Origin of the sequence: [Scytonema hofmanni] UTEX 2349 (assembly GCF_000582685.1) — a bacterium.
Lineage (GTDB): Bacteria > Cyanobacteriota > Cyanobacteriia > Cyanobacteriales > Nostocaceae > Hassallia > Hassallia hofmanni.
On the sequence record NZ_KK073768.1, the window covers coordinates 2,921,957 to 2,943,176 of the forward strand.

The following is a 21,220-nucleotide window of genomic DNA, read 5'->3' on the forward strand; positions in this document are numbered from 1 at the left end:
CGATCGCCCAAGGTGGGAAAATGGATATCATAATAAAAGTTGATAAAAGTTAAACTGTATTTACCAAATGCTGATTTCCTCCTCTGGCTTGTCCAAGGTAAAAGACTCAGTAACAGAAAAAATTTTCTTTGGCAACAAACCCTCTGTTGAATTACTTGCCATTCTTACTGTTTACTTAGTTCAAGGAATCTTAGGCTTGGCGCGTTTAGCCGTTAGCTTTTTCCTCAAAGATGAACTATTGCTGAGTCCGGCTGAGGTTTCGGCATTAATGGGCATTGTCATGTTACCTTGGGTTATCAAACCCGTATTTGGCTTTATTTCCGATGGCTTGCCAATTTTTGGCTATCGGCGTCGTCCATACTTGATTTTATCGGGGATACTTGGAGCAATTTCTTGGGTCAGCCTCGCAACAATTGTTGACACTTCCTGGGCAGCTACATTAGCGATCGCTCTTACTTCTTTATCTGTTGCCTTGAGTGATGTCATAGTTGACTCACTTGTTGTCGAACGTGCAAGAGGAGAATCTCAAGCAGCGGCAGGTTCCCTACAATCCCTTAGCTGGGGTACTGTAGCCTTAGGCGGTTTGATCACAGCTTACTTTAGCGGAATGCTTTTAGAGCATTTCACTACCCGCAATATATTTTTGATTACAGCCTCATTTCCCCTCATCGTTTCCGGGGTAGCTTGGTTGATTGCGGAAACACCTGTAAGCAAAACCCAACCGGAGAGTCAGTTCCCTATCGACGCAAAACAAAGGCACGTTTCTGCTGCCGTCCAAAGTGGGGACTGCCTTACTAAGGAAGATAACAATAGCAGCAACTCCCCAACAATCAAGCATCAATTGCAGCAATTAAGCAAAGCCGTTTCTCAAAAAACGATTTGGCTACCAACAGCATTTCTCTTCATTTTGCTAGCAATGCCAAGCGCTGATTCAGCCTTTTTCTTTTTCAGTACCAACGAACTACACTTTCAACCAGAATTTTTAGGACGAGTGCGTTTGGTGACGAGTATTGCTTCATTAATTGGTATCTGGATTTTTCAGCGTTTCCTGAAATCCGTTCCGTTTCGTGTCATCTTTGGTTGGAGTACGGTTATTTCCACAGTTTTGGGAATGACAATGCTGCTGCTGGTAACTCACACAAATCGGGCTTTGGGTATAGATGACCACTGGTTTAGTATCGGTGATAATCTCATTATCAAAGTGATGGGGGAAATTGCTTATATGCCAGTATTGGTGCTAGCAGCAAGGCTGTGTCCCCCAGGAGTAGAAGCGACATTTTTTGCCCTGTTGATGTCAATTACAAACTTAGGTGGACTGGTTTCCCACGAATTAGGTGCAGTCTTAATGCATCAGTTAGGCATTACCGAGACAAACTTTGATGCTATGTGGCTGTTAGTAGTGATTGCTAACCTTAGTAACCTTTTACCGTTGCCATTCCTCAGATGGCTACCGGCTGCGGACTCGTGAAACAAACAGGGCAAAAACATTAGAGACGTTCCGCTGGAACGTCTCTACGACGGTTGAATTTCAGATTTTTCTATATTATAAGCTATCTCAAAAAACTGTAACGAATGTTACCGAAAATGGTTTTATTCAAAAAAAAAGGATAAGGTAGCCATATATATATTCGGTTCGCGTGGATACCGCGATTGGGAGAACATTTTATGGTTTCAACACCCCTGTTACCCTTGGAAACTGCAACACCCGCGCACATTTGCCCATTTGACCAAGCCTGTAGTTACTTAGAGGCAGCAGCTAAAGAATTAAATTTAGATCCAGGTCTATTGGAAATACTTAGCCACCCACGCAAGGTAGTCACAGTTTCCATTCCTATAAAACGGGATAATGGTGAAGTGCAAGTTCTAGCTGGACATCGGGTACAGCACTGTGATATTTTGGGACCTTATAAAGGTGGCATTCGCTACCATCCGGCGGTGACATTGCGGGAGGTGTCAGCACTGGCAATGTTAATGACCTGGAAATGTGCGTTGCTAGGTATTCCCTACGGTGGTGCTAAGGGAGGTATTGCAATAGATCCAAAACGCTACAGCGTTGGTGAATTAGAACGAATTACCAGACGTTACATGAGCGAGTTGATTAAAGATATCGGTCCGAGTGTAGATATACCTGCACCAGACATGGGTACTTCATCTCGTGAGATGGCTTGGATGATGGATACCTACTCTGTAAATGTAGGTCATGCTGTGCCTGGGGTTGTGACTGGTAAACCGCTTTCCATTGGGGGTTCGCGGGGACGGGAAATGGCAACGGGACGCGGTGTAATGATTGTAGTTCGTGAGGCGTTAGGCGATCGCTCTCAATCCTTAGCCAATGCGCGAGTAGTAATTCAAGGTTTTGGTAATGTCGGTAGTGCAGCGGCTTTATTGCTACATGAAGCGGGAGCGAAAGTTATCGCCGTTTCCACAGGTTCAGGAGGAGTTTATTCCGAAACTGGTCTTGATATCCCTGCATTGAAAGCTTATGCGGCACAGAACCGTAAAAGTATTGTTGGTTTCCCGCAATCATCACCAATTACCAATGACGAGTTACTAACTTTACCCTGTGATGTCTTAATTCCAGCGGCTTTGGAAAATCAAATCACTGAAAAAAATGTGAATCAAATCCAAGCGCAAATTGTTGCAGAAGCGGCTAATGGTCCTGTAACACTTGAGGCAAGCGAGTCTTTAGAAGCGCGGGGAGTAATCGTGTTACCGGATATTTTAGCGAATGCGGGCGGTGTTGTGGTGAGTTATTTGGAGTGGGTACAAGGTCTTTCTTACCTATTTTGGGATGAGGAACGCGTCAATCGGGAAATGGAACAGTTGATGGTGCAAGCTTACGTAAGAGTGATGCAAGAATCGCAGGTACGGCAAATTTCTCTGCGGTCAGCAGCTTATACTTTGGGGGTTGGTCGTGTAGCCCAAGCGTTGAATGACAGAGGACTTTATCCGTGAAAAAGGGACTGGGGACTGGGGATTAGGGACTAGGGACACTTTCCTTACATTGAAGCCGGCTGGTAGGGGACGTAGCACTGCTACGTCTCTACGTGTATTCGATGTTTAGCGCAATCTTCTGTATAACTTTTTACTGAAGCCGAACAGGAACAACACCAGGAATTCGGCAAATTCGATGCAACTATTGCCCAATACGGTTGGTGTTAAGGATTTTTAGTACTGATTTTAGACCTGTAGAGACGCGAAATTTCGCGTCTCTACACTGGTATTTCGCGTCTCTACACTGGTATTTTGGGCTTAACACCAACTGTATTGAACTATTGCCAATTCCCCACTAGAACAAAAGGCGCCCAGTAATGGGGATGATTGTATTTCGTCTGTTTCAAATCTTTTAACAGACTCAGTTGTGAATTTTGCAGTACTTTTGCTCTATTTATTTTCTTTTCTTTAGCTTGCTCTAATTGGCGATACAATTCACCCATAATTTTCGCAGTACTTTCATCTTCTACTGACCAAAGTGTTGCTAAAGTACTTCTAGCACCAGCGCGGACTGATACCCCAGCCAAGCCTAAAGCAGCGCGTTCGTCTCCACTAGCTGTCTCGCACGCTGAGAGAACCAATAATTCAATTGGTTTACCCTGATTAAATGTGCTGTTTCTTAATAAGTTACCAAAGTCGATAACATTAATTCGGCTATCCCAGGCAAGAATAAAGGTATTTTCAGCTTTAGAACTAAACTGACCATGAGTAGCTAGATGGACTATAGGAAAACCAGCACCACCAATTTCTTTTCTTAATTCTTTGGTAGTGAATTCAGCATTGAGGATCGGCTGAGATGGAATTCCAGAGTTTTTAATTTGTTTGAGTTCCTCTTCTACGTATATTAAGGGCTTAAATTGTCCTGTAAATTCTTGACCAACTTCGCTTAATCCCGCTGTTAATGCTCTTAATTTAATCTCAGCTAACGGTTTTGGTTCGATTAGTTGCAAACCAGAAGCTACAGCAATGGGATACTTTTCTATGAGATAATTATTACCATCATGAAGAATAGACATCGGGATATTCCGCAACTTCCCATTTAGGACAAAGACTAAGTTACTAACTTTACTTGTTGCTAATTCCTTTTGTAGTGGCTGAATCAGCCAGTTATATAACTTTTGGTATTCAGGTAAAAAGCCCTTTGGTTGACTGTCAGGTGTTTTCAAAGACCTCTGCACATTTTCTATAGTTTCCTCAAAGACTTCTTGAGAAATCTTTTTTGTATGAAGGGTTAAAGGTTGGTTAGGTAAACTAAGAATAACCTCTAAGCGATCGCCTAAAACTATTGGATAAATAACCGCTGCTGTTTTGTCTACTTCATCAATCTGTTTCGCAACTCCTTCTACACAAGCTTCCCGGAAAAAGTTGTTTAATTCAGCTACTTGCAGAGATTCAATGACATTCCGAGCTTGTGTGAGCAATTTTTGACTTTTTTTGTCATTTTTTACTTCTTTATTCAAACTAGCAACATATTGTAAGTCTAAATCAACTAACTCTCGGTAAATTGGTTCGACGCGATCGCGAAAAGAAAACTGTACTTCTGCATTATTTGCGACTAAATCACCGCGTAATGATTGAACAGCATTATAAGCTTTGGTGTAAGCTGCGATCGCCTCTTCTATATCTCCTTGAGTGTTACGTATTCTTCCCATCTGCGAGAAAAATTGGTAAGCTATGTCTGGCGCTTCAAAATTTGAAACTAGACTCAAAGCCTGTTGAGTATATTTTTCGGCTTGTGTTTGTGGTGTTGCTTCAGTGAGTTCATACAGTCCACCACGATTTCCCAATGCATAAGCTTCAGCTCGTTTGTCTCCCAAACTTCTGGCTTGTTCTGTAGCTCTAACTAAGATTTTATCAATGTCGTTAAATGTTGGGAGTTGAGAATTAGCACTGGGGGTCAATTTTGTTGTCTGAACTAACTTAATTAAGTTAATAAAACTTTGAGCAAAATTAATTTGCTGGTATACTCCGGTACGACTGGGGGATAAAGTACTTAATTGAGAATTAAGCGATCGCCATAATTCTTCTCTTGCTGTCAATTCATTAAATACTTGTGTTGCTGTCAGTTGCTTAAGGTTGAACGAAGAACTTAGTTGATTCAGCAATAAACTTAATTGATTCAGTTGTGCTTGCTGTCTTACCATTGGCGACGGAGACAACTTTATCACGTTAGCATAAGCAGAAGCAGCTTTTTCTTCGTACTTCTCTCTTGTGCTGCGAACTGGTTCTCTTTCAGCTATGTCTCGTGCAGTGTTACCTATACTTAAATAAGTAGCAGCTATGTCTTGGGGAGAATTCAATTTTTCAGCTAGATTTAAACTTTTTGCTAAAATGATTTCTGACTGCTCTGGCTGACTAACTAATCGTAGCAGTTCCCCAAGGCTTCTTAAGCCTATCGCTACAGTTAAATTAGGAGATTCATTGTCAAATTTTGTCAGGTTTTGAGTTAATTTTTCTTTACTTAATTGTCCTAACTCTTGACAAGTTTTCACTCCCTCAATCTGTTTATTCAGCACTTCTAATAAAGTCTTGCAAGCGCGGGGATAAAGTCCCAAATCTTGCATTGCTTGACTTTGATTTATCTTACTTTGGGCAACTTTTAAAGGTTGATTAATTTTGCCATAAAGATTTGCAGCTTCTTGCCAAGAGTTGAGAGCATTTGCCGATTGTCCTGTTTCCCTTTGCAAAGAGCCGAAAACGTCTAAACTTTGAGCTTGGATTTGGAGTTTTTCTTTATTTTCTGGCTGGGTTTTGAGAGTTTGTAAACTTTGGGCGATCGCATCAGATGCTTGTTCCCATTGTCCGAGTTGTTGATAAGTCAAAGATAAATTACTCAACGCCATTGCTTGATTTAATTTATCACCTTGAGCCAGAAAAACATTAGCTGTTAATTTCCATGCCGCTGCCGCTTCTGTGAATCTTCCCTCACGATACAATTGAATAGCTTTGTTAGCTTGCTGCTCGGCATTCTGGGGACTTTGGACAACAAAAGTTGATGAAGGAGCTTTGGCGATTGCAGGTGAGATTGTGGCTGAGAGAATAAATAATAAAGCTGCGAGAAAGAGCGGAGACGCTTTGCGATTTTTGGTGAGCGATCGCTTTTTAGAGGATTTTTGGAAAGTCTTACGTGAGACTTTAAAACCCTTTATCGCGTTCTTATATATTCTTTGGATAAAACCCTTCAATTTTCGACTCAATCCAGATTGTTTTTTATACACGCTTTATTCCTCCTGTCAAGTTATATAGAAAAAATTAACGCGCTGGGCAAGCCGCAGTGCTAAAAGGACGTTGAGAACCTGTATTAGTAGGATCGTATGCTATGAGAACTACCTGACCTTTATCGTTAAATATCCATCCTTGGGCAGGTATACGTCTTGCAGTAACGGTGGTTGCAGGCTTTATATTTGCGCTAGGAGAATTGCCGGAACTGGCAACAGGTTGTAGCAAATCAACGCGGACATTATCACTGCTAAGTGTTTCATTAGGACTTGTTGGTAAACCACCGCGTCCAGTGACAATAAATTCATTGCCAAAACCTTGTCTACAAGGATTTTCAGCAACTTGTTGTGTGGTATCTGTGACTGTTTCTGGTAATTCAACTAACCCGCGACTGGGGTCAACATCTGGGGAAGTCACTTGCACGTTGTCACCAAAGTTGGAATTTTGCTCTGAAAAGGCAGTGATGTCACTTGTGGGCAATCGTCTGGGATCTAGATTGCCGTCACCAAGCAACCTTAGTAAATCTGCTCGACGGAGTGGGGCTATGCCAAATAGAATAGCGCTACGGTTGATTGTGACTCGTCCACCGCTACCACCAACAGCGTTAGCGATAATGTCATTATTTTGGGGAAAAGCGACAATGAAAGGAGAGTTGATTGTGATGTTACCGCCGTTTCCGTTTCCACCAGCAGAAGCAGAGATTAGGCTTTCGTTACGCAACCGGATAAAGTTTCGTAAGTTCAAATTGATGTTACCACCGTCACCTGAAGCAGTTGAGGCGTTGATAATTCCGCGATCGAGGGTTAAGCTATTTCCCGTAATGGAAATTTCACCACCTTGTCCCTGTCCCTGACTATCTACCGTTACCTCAGCACCGTCACTAATCGCAATTGTTGAGAACCTATTCTGCTCTTGTTGAATGGTGATATTTCCCCCATTACCTGTAGAGCCAGAAGCAGTGTTAGCAAATATACCGCTATTAACTCCAGTAAAAGATACGCGATCGCTTGCACTAATCGTCACGTTGCCTGCATTTCCATTACTTAAAGTATTGGCAATTATTTGAGCGCCATTGGTGAAAAATAAGTTTTTTGTAGAGATGTCAATACCACCTGCATTGCCGATGGCGTTATCTTGCACATTACTTCGGATGCTACTGATAACTGTATTGCTTCCTACGCCCGAAGCAAAGATACTATCGCTAGCTTGGATTTTGACTGTGCCTGCGTCTCCTGTGGCAAAAGTGCTGGCATTTATAATCGCGCCATTGAAGAGAGAAAGTGTTCCTGTGCTGATGTCAATACCACCAGCGTTACCTACAGCATCCCCTTGGACGGTGCTGAAGATTCCAGAAGAAAATCCAGTACTTCCGACCCCATCAAGAGAGATATCGCTAGCTTGGATTTTGACTGTGCCTGCATTTCCTCTGCCAAATGTAATGGCGGTAATTTCAGCGCCATTAGCGAAAGATAAGTTTTTTGTAGAGATGTCAATACCACCTGCATTGCCGATGGCGTTTTGTTGCACATTACTTTGGATGCTACTGATAACTTCATTGCTTCCTACGCCCGAAGCAAAGATACTATCGCTAGCTTGGATTTTGACTGTGCCTGCGTCTCCCGTGGCAAAAGTGCTGGCATTTATAATCGCGCCATTGAAGAGAGAAAGAGTTCCTGTAGTTATGTCAATACCACCAGCGTTACCTACAGCATCCCCTTGAACGGTGCTGAAGATTCCAGAAGAAAACCCATCAGTTCCTACTCCATCAAGAGAGATATCGCTAGCTTGGATTTTGACTGTGCCTGCATTTCCCCTGTTAAAGGTGCTGGCATTGATAACCGCGCCATTGAAGAGAGAAAGTGTTCCTGTGCTGATGTCAATACCACCAGCGTTACCTATACCGTTCTCTGCCACACTGCTGAAGATTCCAGAAGAAAATCCATCAGTTCCTACTCCATCCGCAGAAAATGTGTTTTGGACTTTAATAATAACGCTGCCTGCATTACCTTGTCCAAAGGTGCTAACCCCAACAGTGGAACCATCCTTTAAAGAAAGCGATCCAGCTTGGATATTAACCTGACCACCATTGCCTTTGCCTGTGCTTTCGATGGTGCTGAAAATCCGGCTTACGTTCTCTAGGGATACAGCACCATCCGCAGAAATAGTCACGTTGCCTGCATTTCCTTCTCCAAAACTACTAGAAATTAGGCGAGAACTATCTTTGAGAGTCACAGAATCAGTGACATTTAACTGAATATCACCAGCCTTGAATAATCCATCAGTTTCTGCTTGTCCAGAAAGAGATGTTTGAACTAGTCCATTTGTGGCTTCAAATGTCTTGGCATTTATAGTAATATCGCCTCCGTTATTACCATTATCATTTCTAGCTGTTACAATTCCAAAGTTTGTTAAACGAAAAGCACCAGTAGTAATATTTATACTTCCCCCAGGTCCTGTTGAGCCTGTTTCAGCGGGAGTAAATATTCCACTGCGGAGTCTTGAAACAGGATTGAAACCAGAAATATCAACAAAATCTGAAGCATTAATCTTGATACTTCCTCCTGTGCCGTTACCACCAGGAACACCGTTTGTTTCAGCAAAAAGACCAGCTTGGATTTGAGAACCACCTGTTAATGTAAGCGATCGCCCCCGAATGTCGATATCGCCACCTATGCCTGAACCTCCCTGCTGTACATTGGTGGTGATAGTACTAGAGTCAGTTAAGGCGATCGCATCACCAACTTGTAGTGATATATTGCCTGCATTTCCTATTCCGGAGGTGCTGGAATTTATTACAGAATCATTTGTTAAGGCGATCGCATCACCAACTTGTAATGATATATTGCCGGCATTTCCTTGTCCAAAGGTGCTGGAATTTATTACAGAACCATTTGTTAAGGCGATCGCGTCACCAACTTGTAGTGATATATTGCCTGCATTTCCTTGTCCAGAGGTGCTGGAATTTATTACAGAACCATCTTTGAGACTTACGGAATCAGAGACATTTAACTGAATATTTCCAGCACTGACTAATCTACCAGCTTCTGCCTGTCCAGAAAGAGTTGTTTCAACTAGTCCATTTGTTGCTTCAAAGGTCTTGGCATTTATGGTAATATCGCCTCCATTATTACCATTCGCAGTTCCAGCAATTACAATTGCAAAGTTTGCTAGGCGAAAAGCACCAGTAGTAATGTCTATACTTCCCCCAGGTCCATTTGAGCCTGTTTCGGCGGGAGTAAATATTCCACTACGTCCATTAGAAAAACTGAAACCAGAAATATCAACAAAATCCGAAGTATTAATCTTGATACTTCCTCCTGTGCCGATACTGCCAGGAAGATCACTGTCTTGACGAAAAAGACCAGCTTGGATTTGAGAACCATCTGTGACGGTAAGCGATCGCCCTTGAATGTCAATATTGCCACTCCTGCCTGAAGCTCCTGGCTGTACATTGGCAGTGACAATACTAGAATCAGTAAATGCGATCGCGTCACCAACTTGTAGTGATATATTGCCTGCGTTTCCATTACCAGAAGTACTGGAATCTATGAAAGCGTTTGTAAGGGATAGTGAATTACTAGTGATAGAGATGTTTCCTGCATTCCCTGTTCCTGTAGACAGTACCCTATTTTGCAACTGCGCCCCTGAAGAAGCATTAAAGGATTTGGTATTGACAACGATATTACCTGCATTGCCAGAAGCACCATCTACTACTTGTTGAGCGATTCCAGCCTCAAATTCACTTTGAAGTCCCACACCAGAGATGTTGAACTCATTGGAATTGACAATAATATCGCCTCCGTTTCTTGTTGCGATACCTTCAATACCACCTACCAGTCGTCCACCATTGGTTGCTGTAAAGATATTCGCGTTAACTACAATCTCTCCCCCCCCATTGCTCCGCACAGCTACTCGTGCATCATCAAGTAAACTGACGTTTGACAAACCATTTGCAGGGAAGTTCAACGTAAACGTATTGCCAGTAGTTTGTAATCCTACAGTTCCCGCTCCTGCCAAACCTCCTAACTCAATTCTTCCTCCTGCTGCTGTCAGTCTTCCACCTTGTTCTAAACTGACGTTACCACCTACCAGCGCCAAGGAGTTTCCTGGATTTACCTGAAGTCCTACAGGAAAACCAGTGTTATCCTCTACCACAGATCGATTAGTAATATTTCCCGGACTATCCCGAAATCGCAAACCAATGGGAATATTCACAGTTAATAAAGGTGCTGCTTGCGGATTGGTGGCACTAAATTCAATCCCGTCACCAAACAATAAACTATCAGCTGTGGTTGCAAAAATGAACCACCAATATTTAAACGAGCATTTTGTCCAAAGAAAATACCAGCCGGATTGAGTAAAAATAAGTTCGCGGTACCTTGAGCCTGAATTAAACCATTAATTTGAGATAAAGAACCTCCCGTTACACGGCTAATAATATTCTGCACATCCAAAGCATTTTGGAAAACAGCCGAACCATTATTGGGGACAGAAAATTCTCTGAAGCTGTGAAAAAGGTTTCCTCCAACGCGATCGCCATTATTGATGGTGAAATTTAAGTTATTCGGGCTGGTAACAGTGGTAGATAATGTTCCATCAGCGGAAACTTGCGCTCTGACGCTGGTCATCAAACCCAGAGTGCAACACGTAGTCAAGATAAAGAGTCTTTTCCAACTCCATTGCATATAATGTTACTTTTATAGGTTTGCCACCAGATTACCTTTTTCTTATCAATAAAATTGTCAAAAAATGTTAACGCGCTGGACAAGCCGCAGTGCTAAAAGGACGTTGAGAACCTGTATTAGTAGGATCGTATGCGGTGAGAACTACCTGACCTTTATCGTTAAATATCCATCCTTGGGCAGGTACGCGTCTTGCAGTAACGGTGGTTGCAGGCTTTATAGTTGCGCTAGGAGAATTGCCGGAACTGGCAACAGGTTGTAGCAAATCAACGCGGACATTGTTACTGCTGAGAGTTTCATTAGGAGTTGTTGGTAAACCACCGCGTCCAGTGACAGCAAATTCATTGCCAAAACCTTGTCTACATGGACTTTGAGCAATTTTTTGTGTGGTATCTGTGACAGTTTCTGGCAATTCAATTAACCCGCGACTGGGGTCAACATCTGGGGAAGTCAATAGCACCTGAGGACCTAATGGTGAAGATGAAACAATGTCACTTGTGGGTAATTGTCTAAAATCTAGGTCGTTAGGACGCAACCTCTCCAAATCTACCAGACTCAGTGGGGTTATTCCAAACAAACGTCTAGTCCTAATTAGGACTTGTCCACCGCTACCCCTGCCAGCATTGGCAGCAATATCGTTATTCCGGGGAAAAGCCACAATGAAAGGAGCATCAATGGTTATGTTACCGCCGTTTCCATCGAACCTTGAAAAAGCAGAAATGAGGCTTTCGTTACGCAACCGGAGAAAGTCCCGTAAGTTCAGTGTAATATCACCACCGTCAGCTGATTGAGTTGAGGCGCTGATAATTCCGCGATCAAGGCTCAAAGTATTTCCCGTAATGGAAATTTCACCACCTTGTCCCTGTCCCTGACTATCTACCGTTACCTCAGCACCGTCACTAATCGCAATTGTTGGGAACCTATTCTGCAAAGGTTTAATAGTGATACTTCCCCCATTACCTGTAGAGGCAGAAGCAGTGTTAGCGAAGATACCGCTTGCGGGTCCTTGATTGTTAACAATGTCATCAAATGGACCAGATTGTGCAGCTTGTTCAAATCGTTGATTAAAGTTAGGGTCACTACCAGAAATCGTAATCCGATCGCGAATATTTAGGTTAATATTTCCAGCATTTCCACTGTTGCGAGTAGTTGTGATTAGTTGTCCGCCACCACTAGCTGTAAAGGTATTGGCGTTTATGGTGATGTTTCCAGCGTCACCAGAATTGTCAGTTAAGGCATTGACCACCGCGCCATCTGCTATGCGAAAGTCACCAGTGGTAAGATTAATGTTTCCCGCAGCTTGAGGACTGATTGCGGTTGTACCTCTTTCGGCACTGGCAAACAATCCACTAGAGAATCCTGTTGTATCAACACCAAGAATATTGATAAAATCCGCAGCATTAATTTCAATATTTCCCGCTCTTCCTTTTCCACCACTTAAACCATTTCCTTCACGGAAAAGAGCTGTTAGTATCTGACTTCCCTCTGTGAGAGTGAACGATCGCCCACGAATATCGATATCACCACCAATTCCTTCCCCTCCTTGTCCGACAAAGCTCGTAATTAGGCTGGAGTCAGTTAGGGCGATCGCATCACCAACTTGTAGTGATATATTGCCTGCATCCCCTATTCCAAAGGTGCTGGAATTTATTTGAGAATTATTTGTTAAAGCGATCGCATCACCAACTTGTAGTGATACATTTCCGGCATTTCCTTGTCCAGAGGTGCTGGAATTTATTACAGAACTATCTTTGAGACTTACGGAATCAGTAACATTTAACTGAATATCACCAGCACTGAATAATCTACCAGCTTCTGATTGTCCAGAAAGAGATGTTTGAACTAGTCCATTTGTTACTTCAAAAGTCTTGGCATTTATGGTAATATCGCCTCCGTTATTACCATTCGCAGTTCCAGCTGTTACAATTCCCAAGTTTGTTAAACGAAAAGCACCAGTAGTAATGTCTATACTTCCCCCTGATCCAGTTGAACCTGTTTCGGCGGAAGCGAATATTCCACTCTGAAATAGCGAAACAGGATCGAAACCAGAAATATTGACAAAATCTGAAGCATTAATCTTGATACTTCCTCCTGTACCAATACCACCAGGAATATCGCCGACTCGACGAAAAAGACTAGCTTGGATTTGTGAACCATTTGTTAAAGTAAGCGATCGCGCACGAATATCAATATCACCACCAATTCCTTCCCCTCCTGATCCGACAAAGCTCGCGATTTGGCTGGAGTCAGTTAGGGCGATCGCGTCACCAACTTGTATTGATATATTGCCGGCATTTCCTTGTCCAGAGGTGCTGGAATTTATTTGAGAACCATTTGTTAAAGTAAGCGATCGCCCACGAATATCGATATCACCGCCAATTCCTTCCCCTCCTGATCCGACAAAGCTCGCGATTTGGCTGGAGTCAGTTAGGGCGATCGCATCACCAACTTGTAGTGATATATTGCCTGCATTTCCTCTGCCAAAAGTGCTAGCACTTAAAACCGCGCCATTTGTCAGAGAAAGTGTTCCTGTGGTGATGTCAATATCACCGCCATTGCCTATACCAAAACTTCCCACATTATTGAAAATTCCAGAAGTAAATCCAGTACTTCCTACCCCATCAAAAAAGATATCACTAGCTTGAATTTTCAGACTCCCTGCATTTCCTCTGCCAAAAGTGCCAGCAGTAATTTGAGCGCCATTAGTGAAAAATAAGTTTTTTGTAGAGATGTCAACACCACCTGCATTGCCGATGGCGTTATCTTCCACATTACTTCGGATGCTACTGGTAACTCCATTGCTTCCTACCCCGGAAGCAAAAATAGTATCGCTAGCTTGAATTTTAACTGTGCCTGCGTCTCCTGTGGCAAAAGTGCTAGCATTTACAACCCCGCCATTTGTTATAGAAAGTGTTCCTGTGGTGATGTCAATGCCACCAGCGTTGCCTACAGCATCCCCTTGCACTGCGCTGAAGGCTCCAGAAGAAAATCCATTGCTTCCTACTCCATCAAAGGATATATCGCTAGCTTGAATTTTGACGGTGCCTGCATTTCCCATGCCAAAGGTGCTAGCAGTTAGAAAAGCGCCATCTCTCAGAGAAAGTTTTCCTGTGGTGATGTCAATACCACCAGCGTTACCTCTACCGTTCTCTGCCACAGCGCTGAAAATCGCAGAAGAACGTCCATTGCTTCCTACTCCATCAAAAGAGATATCGCTAGCTTGAATTTTTACACTCCCTGCGTTTCCCGCACCAAAGGTGCCGGTACTAATTTCAGCACCATTTTTGAGAGAAAGTGTTCCTGTGGTGATGTCAATGCCACCAGCGTTGCCTACAGCATTCTCTTCGATATTGCTGAAAATGCCAGAGGTAAATCCATCGCTTGATACTCCATCAAAAGAGATATTGCTCGCATTGATCGTTACGTTGCCTGCATTTCCATTACCAAAAGTATCGGCATTTATCGAACTACCATTAACAAAGGAAATTGTTCCAGCATTAATGGTAATATCACCTGCATTCCCTGTTCCTGTAAACAGTACACTATTTTGCAACTGCGCCCCTGATGAAGCATTAAAGGATTTGGTATTGACGATGATATTACCTGCATTGCCAGAAGCACCATCTACTACTTGTTGACCGATTCCAGCCCCAATTCCACTCTGCCCAACACCAGAGATGTTAAACTCATTGGAATTGACAATAATATCGCCTCCGTTTCTTGTTGCGATACCTTCAATACCACCTACCAGTCGTCCACCATTGGTTGCTGTAAAGATATTCGCGTTAACTACAATCTCTCCCCCCCCATTGCTCCGCACAGCTACTCGTGCATCATCAAGTAAACTGACGTTTGACAAACCATTTGCAGGGAAGTTCAACGTAAACGTATTGCCAGTAGTTTGTAATCCTACAGTTCCCGCTCCTGCCAAACCTCCTAACTCAATTCTTCCTCCTGCTGCTGTCAGTCTTCCACCTTGTTCTAAACTGACGTTACCACCTACCAGCGCCAAGGAGTTTCCTGGATTTACCTGAAGTCCTATACCAAAACCAGTGTTATCCTGTACCACAGATTGATTAGTAATATTTCCTGGACTATCCCGAAATCGCAAACCAATGGGAATATTCACAGTTAATAAAGGTGCTGCTTGCGGATTGGTGGCACTAAATTCAATCCCGTCACCAAACAATAAACTATCAGCTGTGGTTGCAAAAAATGAACCACCAATATTTAAACGAGCATTTTGTCCAAAGAAAATACCAGCCGGATTGAGTAAAAATAAGTTCGCGGTACCTTGAGCCTGAATTAAACCATTAATTTGAGATAAAGAACCTCCCGTTACACGGCTAATAATATTCTGCACATCCAAAGCATTTTGGAAAACAGCCGAACCATTATTGGGGACAGAAAATTCTCTGAAGCTGTGAAAAAGGTTTCCTCCAACGCGATTCCCATCATTGATGGTGAAATTTAAGTTATTGGGGCTGGTAACAGTAGTAGATAATGTTCCATCAGGGGAAACTTGCGCTCTAACGCTGGTCATCAAACCCAGAGTGCAACATGTAGTCAAGAGAAAAAGCGTTTTCCAGCTCCATTGCATATAATGTTATCTTTTTAGGTTTGTTACCAAATTACCTTTTTCTTGTCAATAAAATTGTCAAAAAATGTTAACGCGCAGGACAAGCAGCAGCAGTGCCTTTTTAACGCTTTTTTATTACTCTCGCCAAATTAAATTTGAAACCCTATTTCCAGATTAGTCCGCGTAGGCGGACTTTGTTTGTGTAGCCGCGATTTTAATCGTCGGGGCTGATTTTGTTTGCGGAAAACTTTCTTTCGGGAGTTCCAAAAAATAAATTATCCCAAAAAATTAATTCATAGCGCGATACATTGAGTGGAAAGAGATGCATTGCACGTTATGACCCAAACACAAACACAAACGGAACCAAAACTATTTACCTTTGATGAATTCATCGAATGGTATCCAGAAAATTCACGCTTATGTTACGAGCTACACAAAGGAGTGATAATCGAAATGCCCCCACCAACAGGCAAACATGAGGGTGTTGTCGGATTTTTAGCCGCACAAATAACTTTTCAATTTTTGCAGATGGGACTACCGTACCGCATTCCCAAAACTGCGTTTGTAAAAACACCCGGTGATGACACTACCTATTCCCCTGATATTTTGGTACTAAATTACGACAATGTTGTAAATGAACTCTTGTGGGATAAGCAATCAACCGTATCCTTACCCGCATCCGTTCCCTTAGTGGTCGAAGTCGTTTCAACCAATTGGCGTGATGATTATTACGATAAATTCGGGGATTATGAAGAAATGGGAATACCCGAATACTGGATTGTGGACTATGCTGCGTTGGGCGGGCGTAAATTTATCGGCAATCCCAAACAGCCTACAATTTTTGTGTGCGAATTAATTGACGGCGAATATCAAATGACCCCGTTTCGAGGAACTGACCGTATGGTATCGCCTACTTTCCCGCAGTTAAACTTGACCGCGCAACAGATTTTTGATTCGGTATAGAAGCCGCGACGATTAAAATCGCACGCCACTAAAAATCTTTAACACCAACCGTATTGGGTTATTTTAGGCACTTTAGTGCCTACTACAAATTTAAAAAAATGTTAACGCGCTGGGCAAGCCGCAGTGCTAAAAGGACGTTGAGAGCCTGTATTGGTAGGATCGTATGCGGTGAGAACTACCTGACCTTTATTGTTAAATATCCATCCTTGGGCTGGTACGCGTCTCGCAGTAACAGTGGTTGCAGGTTTTATAGTTGCGCTGGGAGAATTGCCGGAACTGGCAACAGGTTGTAGCAAATCAACGCGGACATTATTACTGCTGAGAGCTTCATTAGGACTTGTTGGTAAACCACCGCGTCCGGTGACAATAAATTCATTGCCGATGCCTTGTCTACAAGGATTTTGAGCAACTTGTTGTGTGGTATCTGTGACAGTTTCTGGTAGTTCAACTAACCCGCGACTGGGGTCAACATCTGGAGAAGTCACTTGCACATTATTATTATTCAAAGACGGATTATCTCGTGAAATAGCAGTGATGTCATTTGTAGATAATTGTCTGGGATCTAAATCGTTAGGACGTAATCTTCGCAAATCTGCTGCGCTGAGTGGGGCTATACCAAACAAAGTAGCATTAATTATGACTTGCCCACCGCTACCTCTGCCAGCATTAGCAGTAATGTCGTTATTTTGGGGAAAAGCGACAATGAAAGGAGTATTGATTGTGATGTTACCGCCGTTTCCACCTTGTTGACCGCGTGCGTTAGCAGAGATCAAGCTTTCATTTTGCAATCGCAGAAAGTTGCCTATGTTGAGTGTAATATCACCACCATTACCTGAATTACCGTCGCTCTGGATACTGCTTTGGTTGAGGGAAACTTGGTCACGAGCATTGAGAGTGATATCTCCTGCAAGTCCATTCCCTTCATTTCTCGCTATTAATAAAGCGTCATCAGTGAAAATAGAGCCAGCGTTGATGATAATATTGCCTGAATTACCGTTGGCTCCTGACAGTACATTGCTCAAAATAGCACTACGATTTCCATTTGAATTGCGATCGGCAATCCTAACTGTACCACTAGCTTGAACGGTAATGTTACCAGCATTACTCTGTTCTCCACCACCACTAACTAAAGTTTGCAGTTGGGCACCATCAGTTAGGGAAAGATTTCTGGTGATAATATCAATTTTCCCAGCACTGCCCGTTCCTCCAGACTCCACTGTACTAAAGATGTTACTCACACCAGCAAGGGAGATATCTCCATTTTCTGCTCTCAGTGTCACATTGCCAGCATTTCCTCTGCCAGAGATGCTGGAATTTATTTGAGAACCATTTGTTAAAGCGATCGCATCACGAACTTGAAGTGATATATTGCCGGCAGATCCATTCCCTTCATTTCTCGCTATTAATAAACCGTCATCAGTGAAAATAGAGCCAGCGTTGATGATAATATTGCCTCCATTCCCGCTAGCTCCTGACAGTACATTACTCAAAATAGCACTAGGACTTCCATTTGAATTGCGATCGGCAATCCTAACAGTACCACTAGCTTGAACGGTAATGTTACCAGCATTACTCTGTTGTGCTCCAGCGCGAATTATAGTTTGTAGTTGGGCACCATCAGTTAGGGAAAGATTTCTGGTGATAATATCAACTTTACCAGCATTGCCCATTCCTGTAGACTCCACTGTACTAAAGATGTTACTCACACCAGCAAGGGAGATATCTCCATTTTCTGCTCTCAGTGTCACATTGCCAGCATTTCCTCTGCCAGAGATGCTGGAATTTATTGATGAACCATTTGTTAAAGCGATCGCATCACGAGCATTGAGAGTGATATCTCCTGCAAGTCCATTCCCTCCACTCGCTATTAATAAAGCGTCATCAGTGAAAATAGAGCCAGCGTTGATGATAATATTGCCTCCATTACCGCTGGCTCCTGACAGTACATTGCTCAAAATAGCACTACGATTTCCATTTGAATTGCGACCAGCAATCCTAACAGTACCACTAGCTTGAACGGTAATGTTACCAGCATTACTCTGTTGCGCTCCAGCACTAACTAAAGTTTGCAGTTGGGCACCATCAGTTAGGGAAAGATTTCTGGTGATAATATCAATTTTCCCCGCATTGCCCATTCCTCCAGACTCCACTGTACTAAAGATGTTACTCACACCAGCAAGGGAGATATCTCCATTTTCTGCTCTAAGTGTCACATTGCCAGCATTTCCTCTGCCAGAGATGCTGGTATTTATTGATGAACCATTTGTTAAAGCGATCGCATCACCAACAAGGAGTGATATATTGCCGGCAGATCCATTACCATCGGTAGAACTGCGAATGATGGTATTATCTAATGTAATTGTTTTCGCGGAAACATTCACGTCTCCTGCGTTTCCAGTATTTACGTTTCCTGTGACATTGCTACTAATTACACCTTGATTTCGCAGTTGAATATCATTAGCAGTCACATTAACTGTTCCTAAATTTCCACTGCCTCTGCCTATACCACCAATACCAGCTTGATTTTGAATTAACAGCGAATTAGTTTTGATAGTGACATTTCCCCCATCACCTGTACCGTCAGTATTACTGACCATTCCTTGATTATCTACGTTGCCAATATGACTATTAATGCCGCTGCTTCCCAAAAGTGCAATTGATTGGGATGTAGTAATATTGACATCTCCAGCTTTTCCAGCCCCAGAAGTCGCGCTGGTGATGCCCGCACTTTCCAGAGTAAGATTGGCGGCAGTAATATTGACATCTCCGGCTTTTCCAGCCCCAGAAGTCGCGGTGGTAATGCCACCACCTTCTAGAGTAAGATTGGCGGCAGTAATATTGACATCTCCGGCTTTTCCAGCCCCAGAAGTCCTGCTGGTGATGCCACCACCACTTTCGAGAGTAAGATTGGCAGCAGTAATATTAATTGGAGCGGCTGCTTGGTTACTGGCATTGATACTGTTAATTCCAGCACCATTATTTAAGGAAATCAAACCTGCGGCAGTCGCTGTAAACTGCCCTCCTATAGTGTCAATTGCTGCCCTGCTAATACTAATATTGCCCTGACCTGATTTATCGCTGTCTGCTTCTAGAACTATGTTCAATGGTCCATTAATGCCAAAACTACTGAGATTAATGTCGTTTGCAGCTTGTAATGTTAGTGAAAGAAGTCCAGTAATGCCAAAACCACTGAGATTAATGTCGTTTGCAGCTTGTAACGTTAGTGAAACTGGAACGGTGTTGGTTGTGTTGAAGCCAAAACTATCATTAGTAATATTGCCTTCTTGGGTACCAGTGTTGCCAGTGGTGATGATGACGTTGTTGCCATTACTCAGATGAGTCTCAATCTCCCGGATGTCAACTATGGCATCATCACCGTTAGGGGTGAAAACGTTAGGATTACCAACGCTAAAGCTACCTGAGGTATTAGAAGATCCCAGTCTAACATTACGCGGATCGATTAACCAGGTTCCTGGTAAGCCATTGCTAGCGCTGGCATCAACTGCAACACCTGCCACATCCAAGAACTTGAAACTAGATGTTTCAATTAAACCACCATCGCCAAATTCTGCCCCGCCTTTTGCCTGTAAAGTCCCGTATACTCGGCTTGACTGGTCACTCCAAACTACAATTTTACCACCATTACCTTGAGTTAAAGCATTTGCCAGAATAGTTGCCGATGGGCTGACATAGGTTGCCAAGGCATTTAATAATTGTCCCTGTCCTTGGTAATTACCACCCACCAAAACAGTGCCTCCCCCAGTGTTTCCAGAGGCATTTATTAGCGCACCTGGGTACAATCCTACTTGATTGCCCAGTATTTTCACAGTCCCGCCAGATGTGGGACTGGATGTATTGATACTTCCTGTGACAATTGTGGTGCCTGCTTGATTTGGGACTAAAATGCCGGCGAATTCAATTCCACCGTTGCCATTGACTGTAAAACCAGGAATATTTAATAAAGGTGCGAGAGAAATGTCACTTCCAATTTGTTTATCTCCAACAACCTCTAAACTTAAAAGTGAGCCTGTTGGTTGTAAACTTGCAATACTTTCACTGTTGACAGAAGCTAAAGTAACTTCACCACTAGGAGCATTGAGTTGTCCTGCATTTATAGCTGTGCCACCGATTAAAGTTAAGTTTTGTCCGGGGTTGACAGTTAAATTACCCGCGTTTACCACTGCATTTGATTGACCAAAACCAGCTTGAGAAGCGATCGCATTATCCCGAAACCGCAAACCAATAGGAATATTTACGGTTAATAAAGGTGCTGCTTGCGGATTGGTGGCACTAAATTCAATCCCGTCACCAAACAATAAACTATCAGCTGTGGTCGCAAAAAATGAGCCACCAATACTTAAACGAGCATTTTGTCCAAAGGAAATACCAGCCGGATTGAGTAAAAATAAGTTCGCGCTACCTTGAGCTTGAATTAAACCATTAATTTGAGATAAAGAACCTCCTGTTACACGGCTGATAATATTTTGCACATCCGCAGCATTTTGGAAAACAGCCGAACCACCATTGGGGACAGAAAATTCTCTGAAGCTGTGAAAAAGGTTTCCTCCAACGCGATCGCCATTATTGATGGTGAAATTTAAGTTATTGGGGCTGGTAACGGTGGTAGATAATGTTCCATCAGCGGAAACTTGCGCTCTAACGCTGGTCATCAAACCCAGAGTGCAACAAGTAGTCAAGAGAAAGAGCCTTTTCCAACTCCATTCCATATAATATTACCTTTATAGGTTTGTTACCAGATTATCTTTTTATTGTCAATAAAATT

Annotated in this window: 8 protein-coding genes; 3 read left to right on the forward strand and 5 right to left on the reverse strand. The window is 42.8% G+C overall.

The window, feature by feature from the left end; translation table 11 throughout:
- The first annotated feature begins 67 nt into the window (after nucleotides 1-67).
- Nucleotides 68-1,468 carry a folate/biopterin family MFS transporter gene (locus TOL9009_RS39625; protein ID WP_038297271.1) on the forward strand — a complete coding sequence of 467 codons (1,401 nt, stop codon included), beginning with the start codon at nucleotides 68-70 and terminating at the stop codon, nucleotides 1,466-1,468.
- A gap of 197 nt (nucleotides 1,469-1,665) precedes the next feature.
- Nucleotides 1,666-2,955 (forward strand): Glu/Leu/Phe/Val family dehydrogenase, encoded by a 1,290-nt coding sequence (locus tag TOL9009_RS0118085; RefSeq protein WP_029634034.1) that lies wholly within the window; start codon nucleotides 1,666-1,668, stop codon nucleotides 2,953-2,955.
- A 317-nt stretch (nucleotides 2,956-3,272) separates the two neighbouring features.
- Here TOL9009_RS0118085 and TOL9009_RS0118090 read toward each other — a convergent pair whose 3' ends face one another.
- The 4 genes from TOL9009_RS0118090 to TOL9009_RS42225 form a co-directional block, all read right to left on the reverse strand.
- The gene (locus TOL9009_RS0118090) at nucleotides 3,273-6,212 is read right to left on the reverse strand and encodes a CHAT domain-containing protein (RefSeq protein WP_029634035.1); all 2,940 of its coding nucleotides are present in this window, start codon (nucleotides 6,210-6,212) and stop codon (nucleotides 3,273-3,275) included.
- A 34-nt stretch (nucleotides 6,213-6,246) separates the two neighbouring features.
- Nucleotides 6,247-10,488, reverse strand: a complete 4,242-nt coding sequence (locus TOL9009_RS44570; protein ID WP_051502942.1) for a beta strand repeat-containing protein — start codon at nucleotides 10,486-10,488, stop codon at nucleotides 6,247-6,249.
- Nucleotides 10,431-10,898 carry a filamentous hemagglutinin N-terminal domain-containing protein gene (locus tag TOL9009_RS49455; protein ID WP_051502943.1) on the reverse strand — a complete coding sequence of 156 codons (468 nt, stop codon included), beginning with the start codon at nucleotides 10,896-10,898 and terminating at the stop codon, nucleotides 10,431-10,433. The genes TOL9009_RS44570 and TOL9009_RS49455 overlap by 58 nt, the downstream gene beginning before the upstream one ends.
- A gap of 67 nt (nucleotides 10,899-10,965) precedes the next feature.
- On the reverse strand, nucleotides 10,966-15,465 hold the full coding sequence (locus tag TOL9009_RS42225) for a two-partner secretion domain-containing protein (RefSeq protein ID WP_186227592.1): 4,500 nt from the start codon (nucleotides 15,463-15,465) through the stop codon (nucleotides 10,966-10,968).
- 345 nt (nucleotides 15,466-15,810) lie between these two features.
- Here TOL9009_RS42225 and TOL9009_RS0118110 point away from each other — a divergent pair, with 345 nt between their 5' ends.
- Nucleotides 15,811-16,437, forward strand: a complete 627-nt coding sequence (locus TOL9009_RS0118110) for a Uma2 family endonuclease (RefSeq protein ID WP_029634036.1) — start codon at nucleotides 15,811-15,813, stop codon at nucleotides 16,435-16,437.
- 101 nt (nucleotides 16,438-16,538) lie between these two features.
- On the opposite strand, the gene TOL9009_RS0118115 is transcribed toward TOL9009_RS0118110, so the two are convergent.
- Nucleotides 16,539-21,164 carry a beta strand repeat-containing protein gene (locus TOL9009_RS0118115; RefSeq protein ID WP_029634037.1) on the reverse strand — a complete coding sequence of 1,542 codons (4,626 nt, stop codon included), beginning with the start codon at nucleotides 21,162-21,164 and terminating at the stop codon, nucleotides 16,539-16,541.
- Nucleotides 21,165-21,220: the final 56 nt, after the last annotated feature.

Excerpts from the sequence above, each read along its gene's own strand:
- TOL9009_RS0118085 (WP_029634034.1), top strand. The coding sequence starts at position 1,666 with ATGGTTTCAACACCCCTGTTACCCTTGGAAACTGCAACACCCGCGCAC.
- TOL9009_RS49455 (WP_051502943.1), bottom strand. The coding sequence starts at position 10,898 with ATGCAATGGAGTTGGAAAAGACTCTTTATCTTGACTACGTGTTGCACT.
- TOL9009_RS0118115 (WP_029634037.1), bottom strand. The coding sequence starts at position 21,164 with ATGGAATGGAGTTGGAAAAGGCTCTTTCTCTTGACTACTTGTTGCACT.
- TOL9009_RS39625 (WP_038297271.1), top strand. The coding sequence starts at position 68 with ATGCTGATTTCCTCCTCTGGCTTGTCCAAGGTAAAAGACTCAGTAACA.
- TOL9009_RS0118110 (WP_029634036.1), top strand. The coding sequence starts at position 15,811 with ATGACCCAAACACAAACACAAACGGAACCAAAACTATTTACCTTTGAT.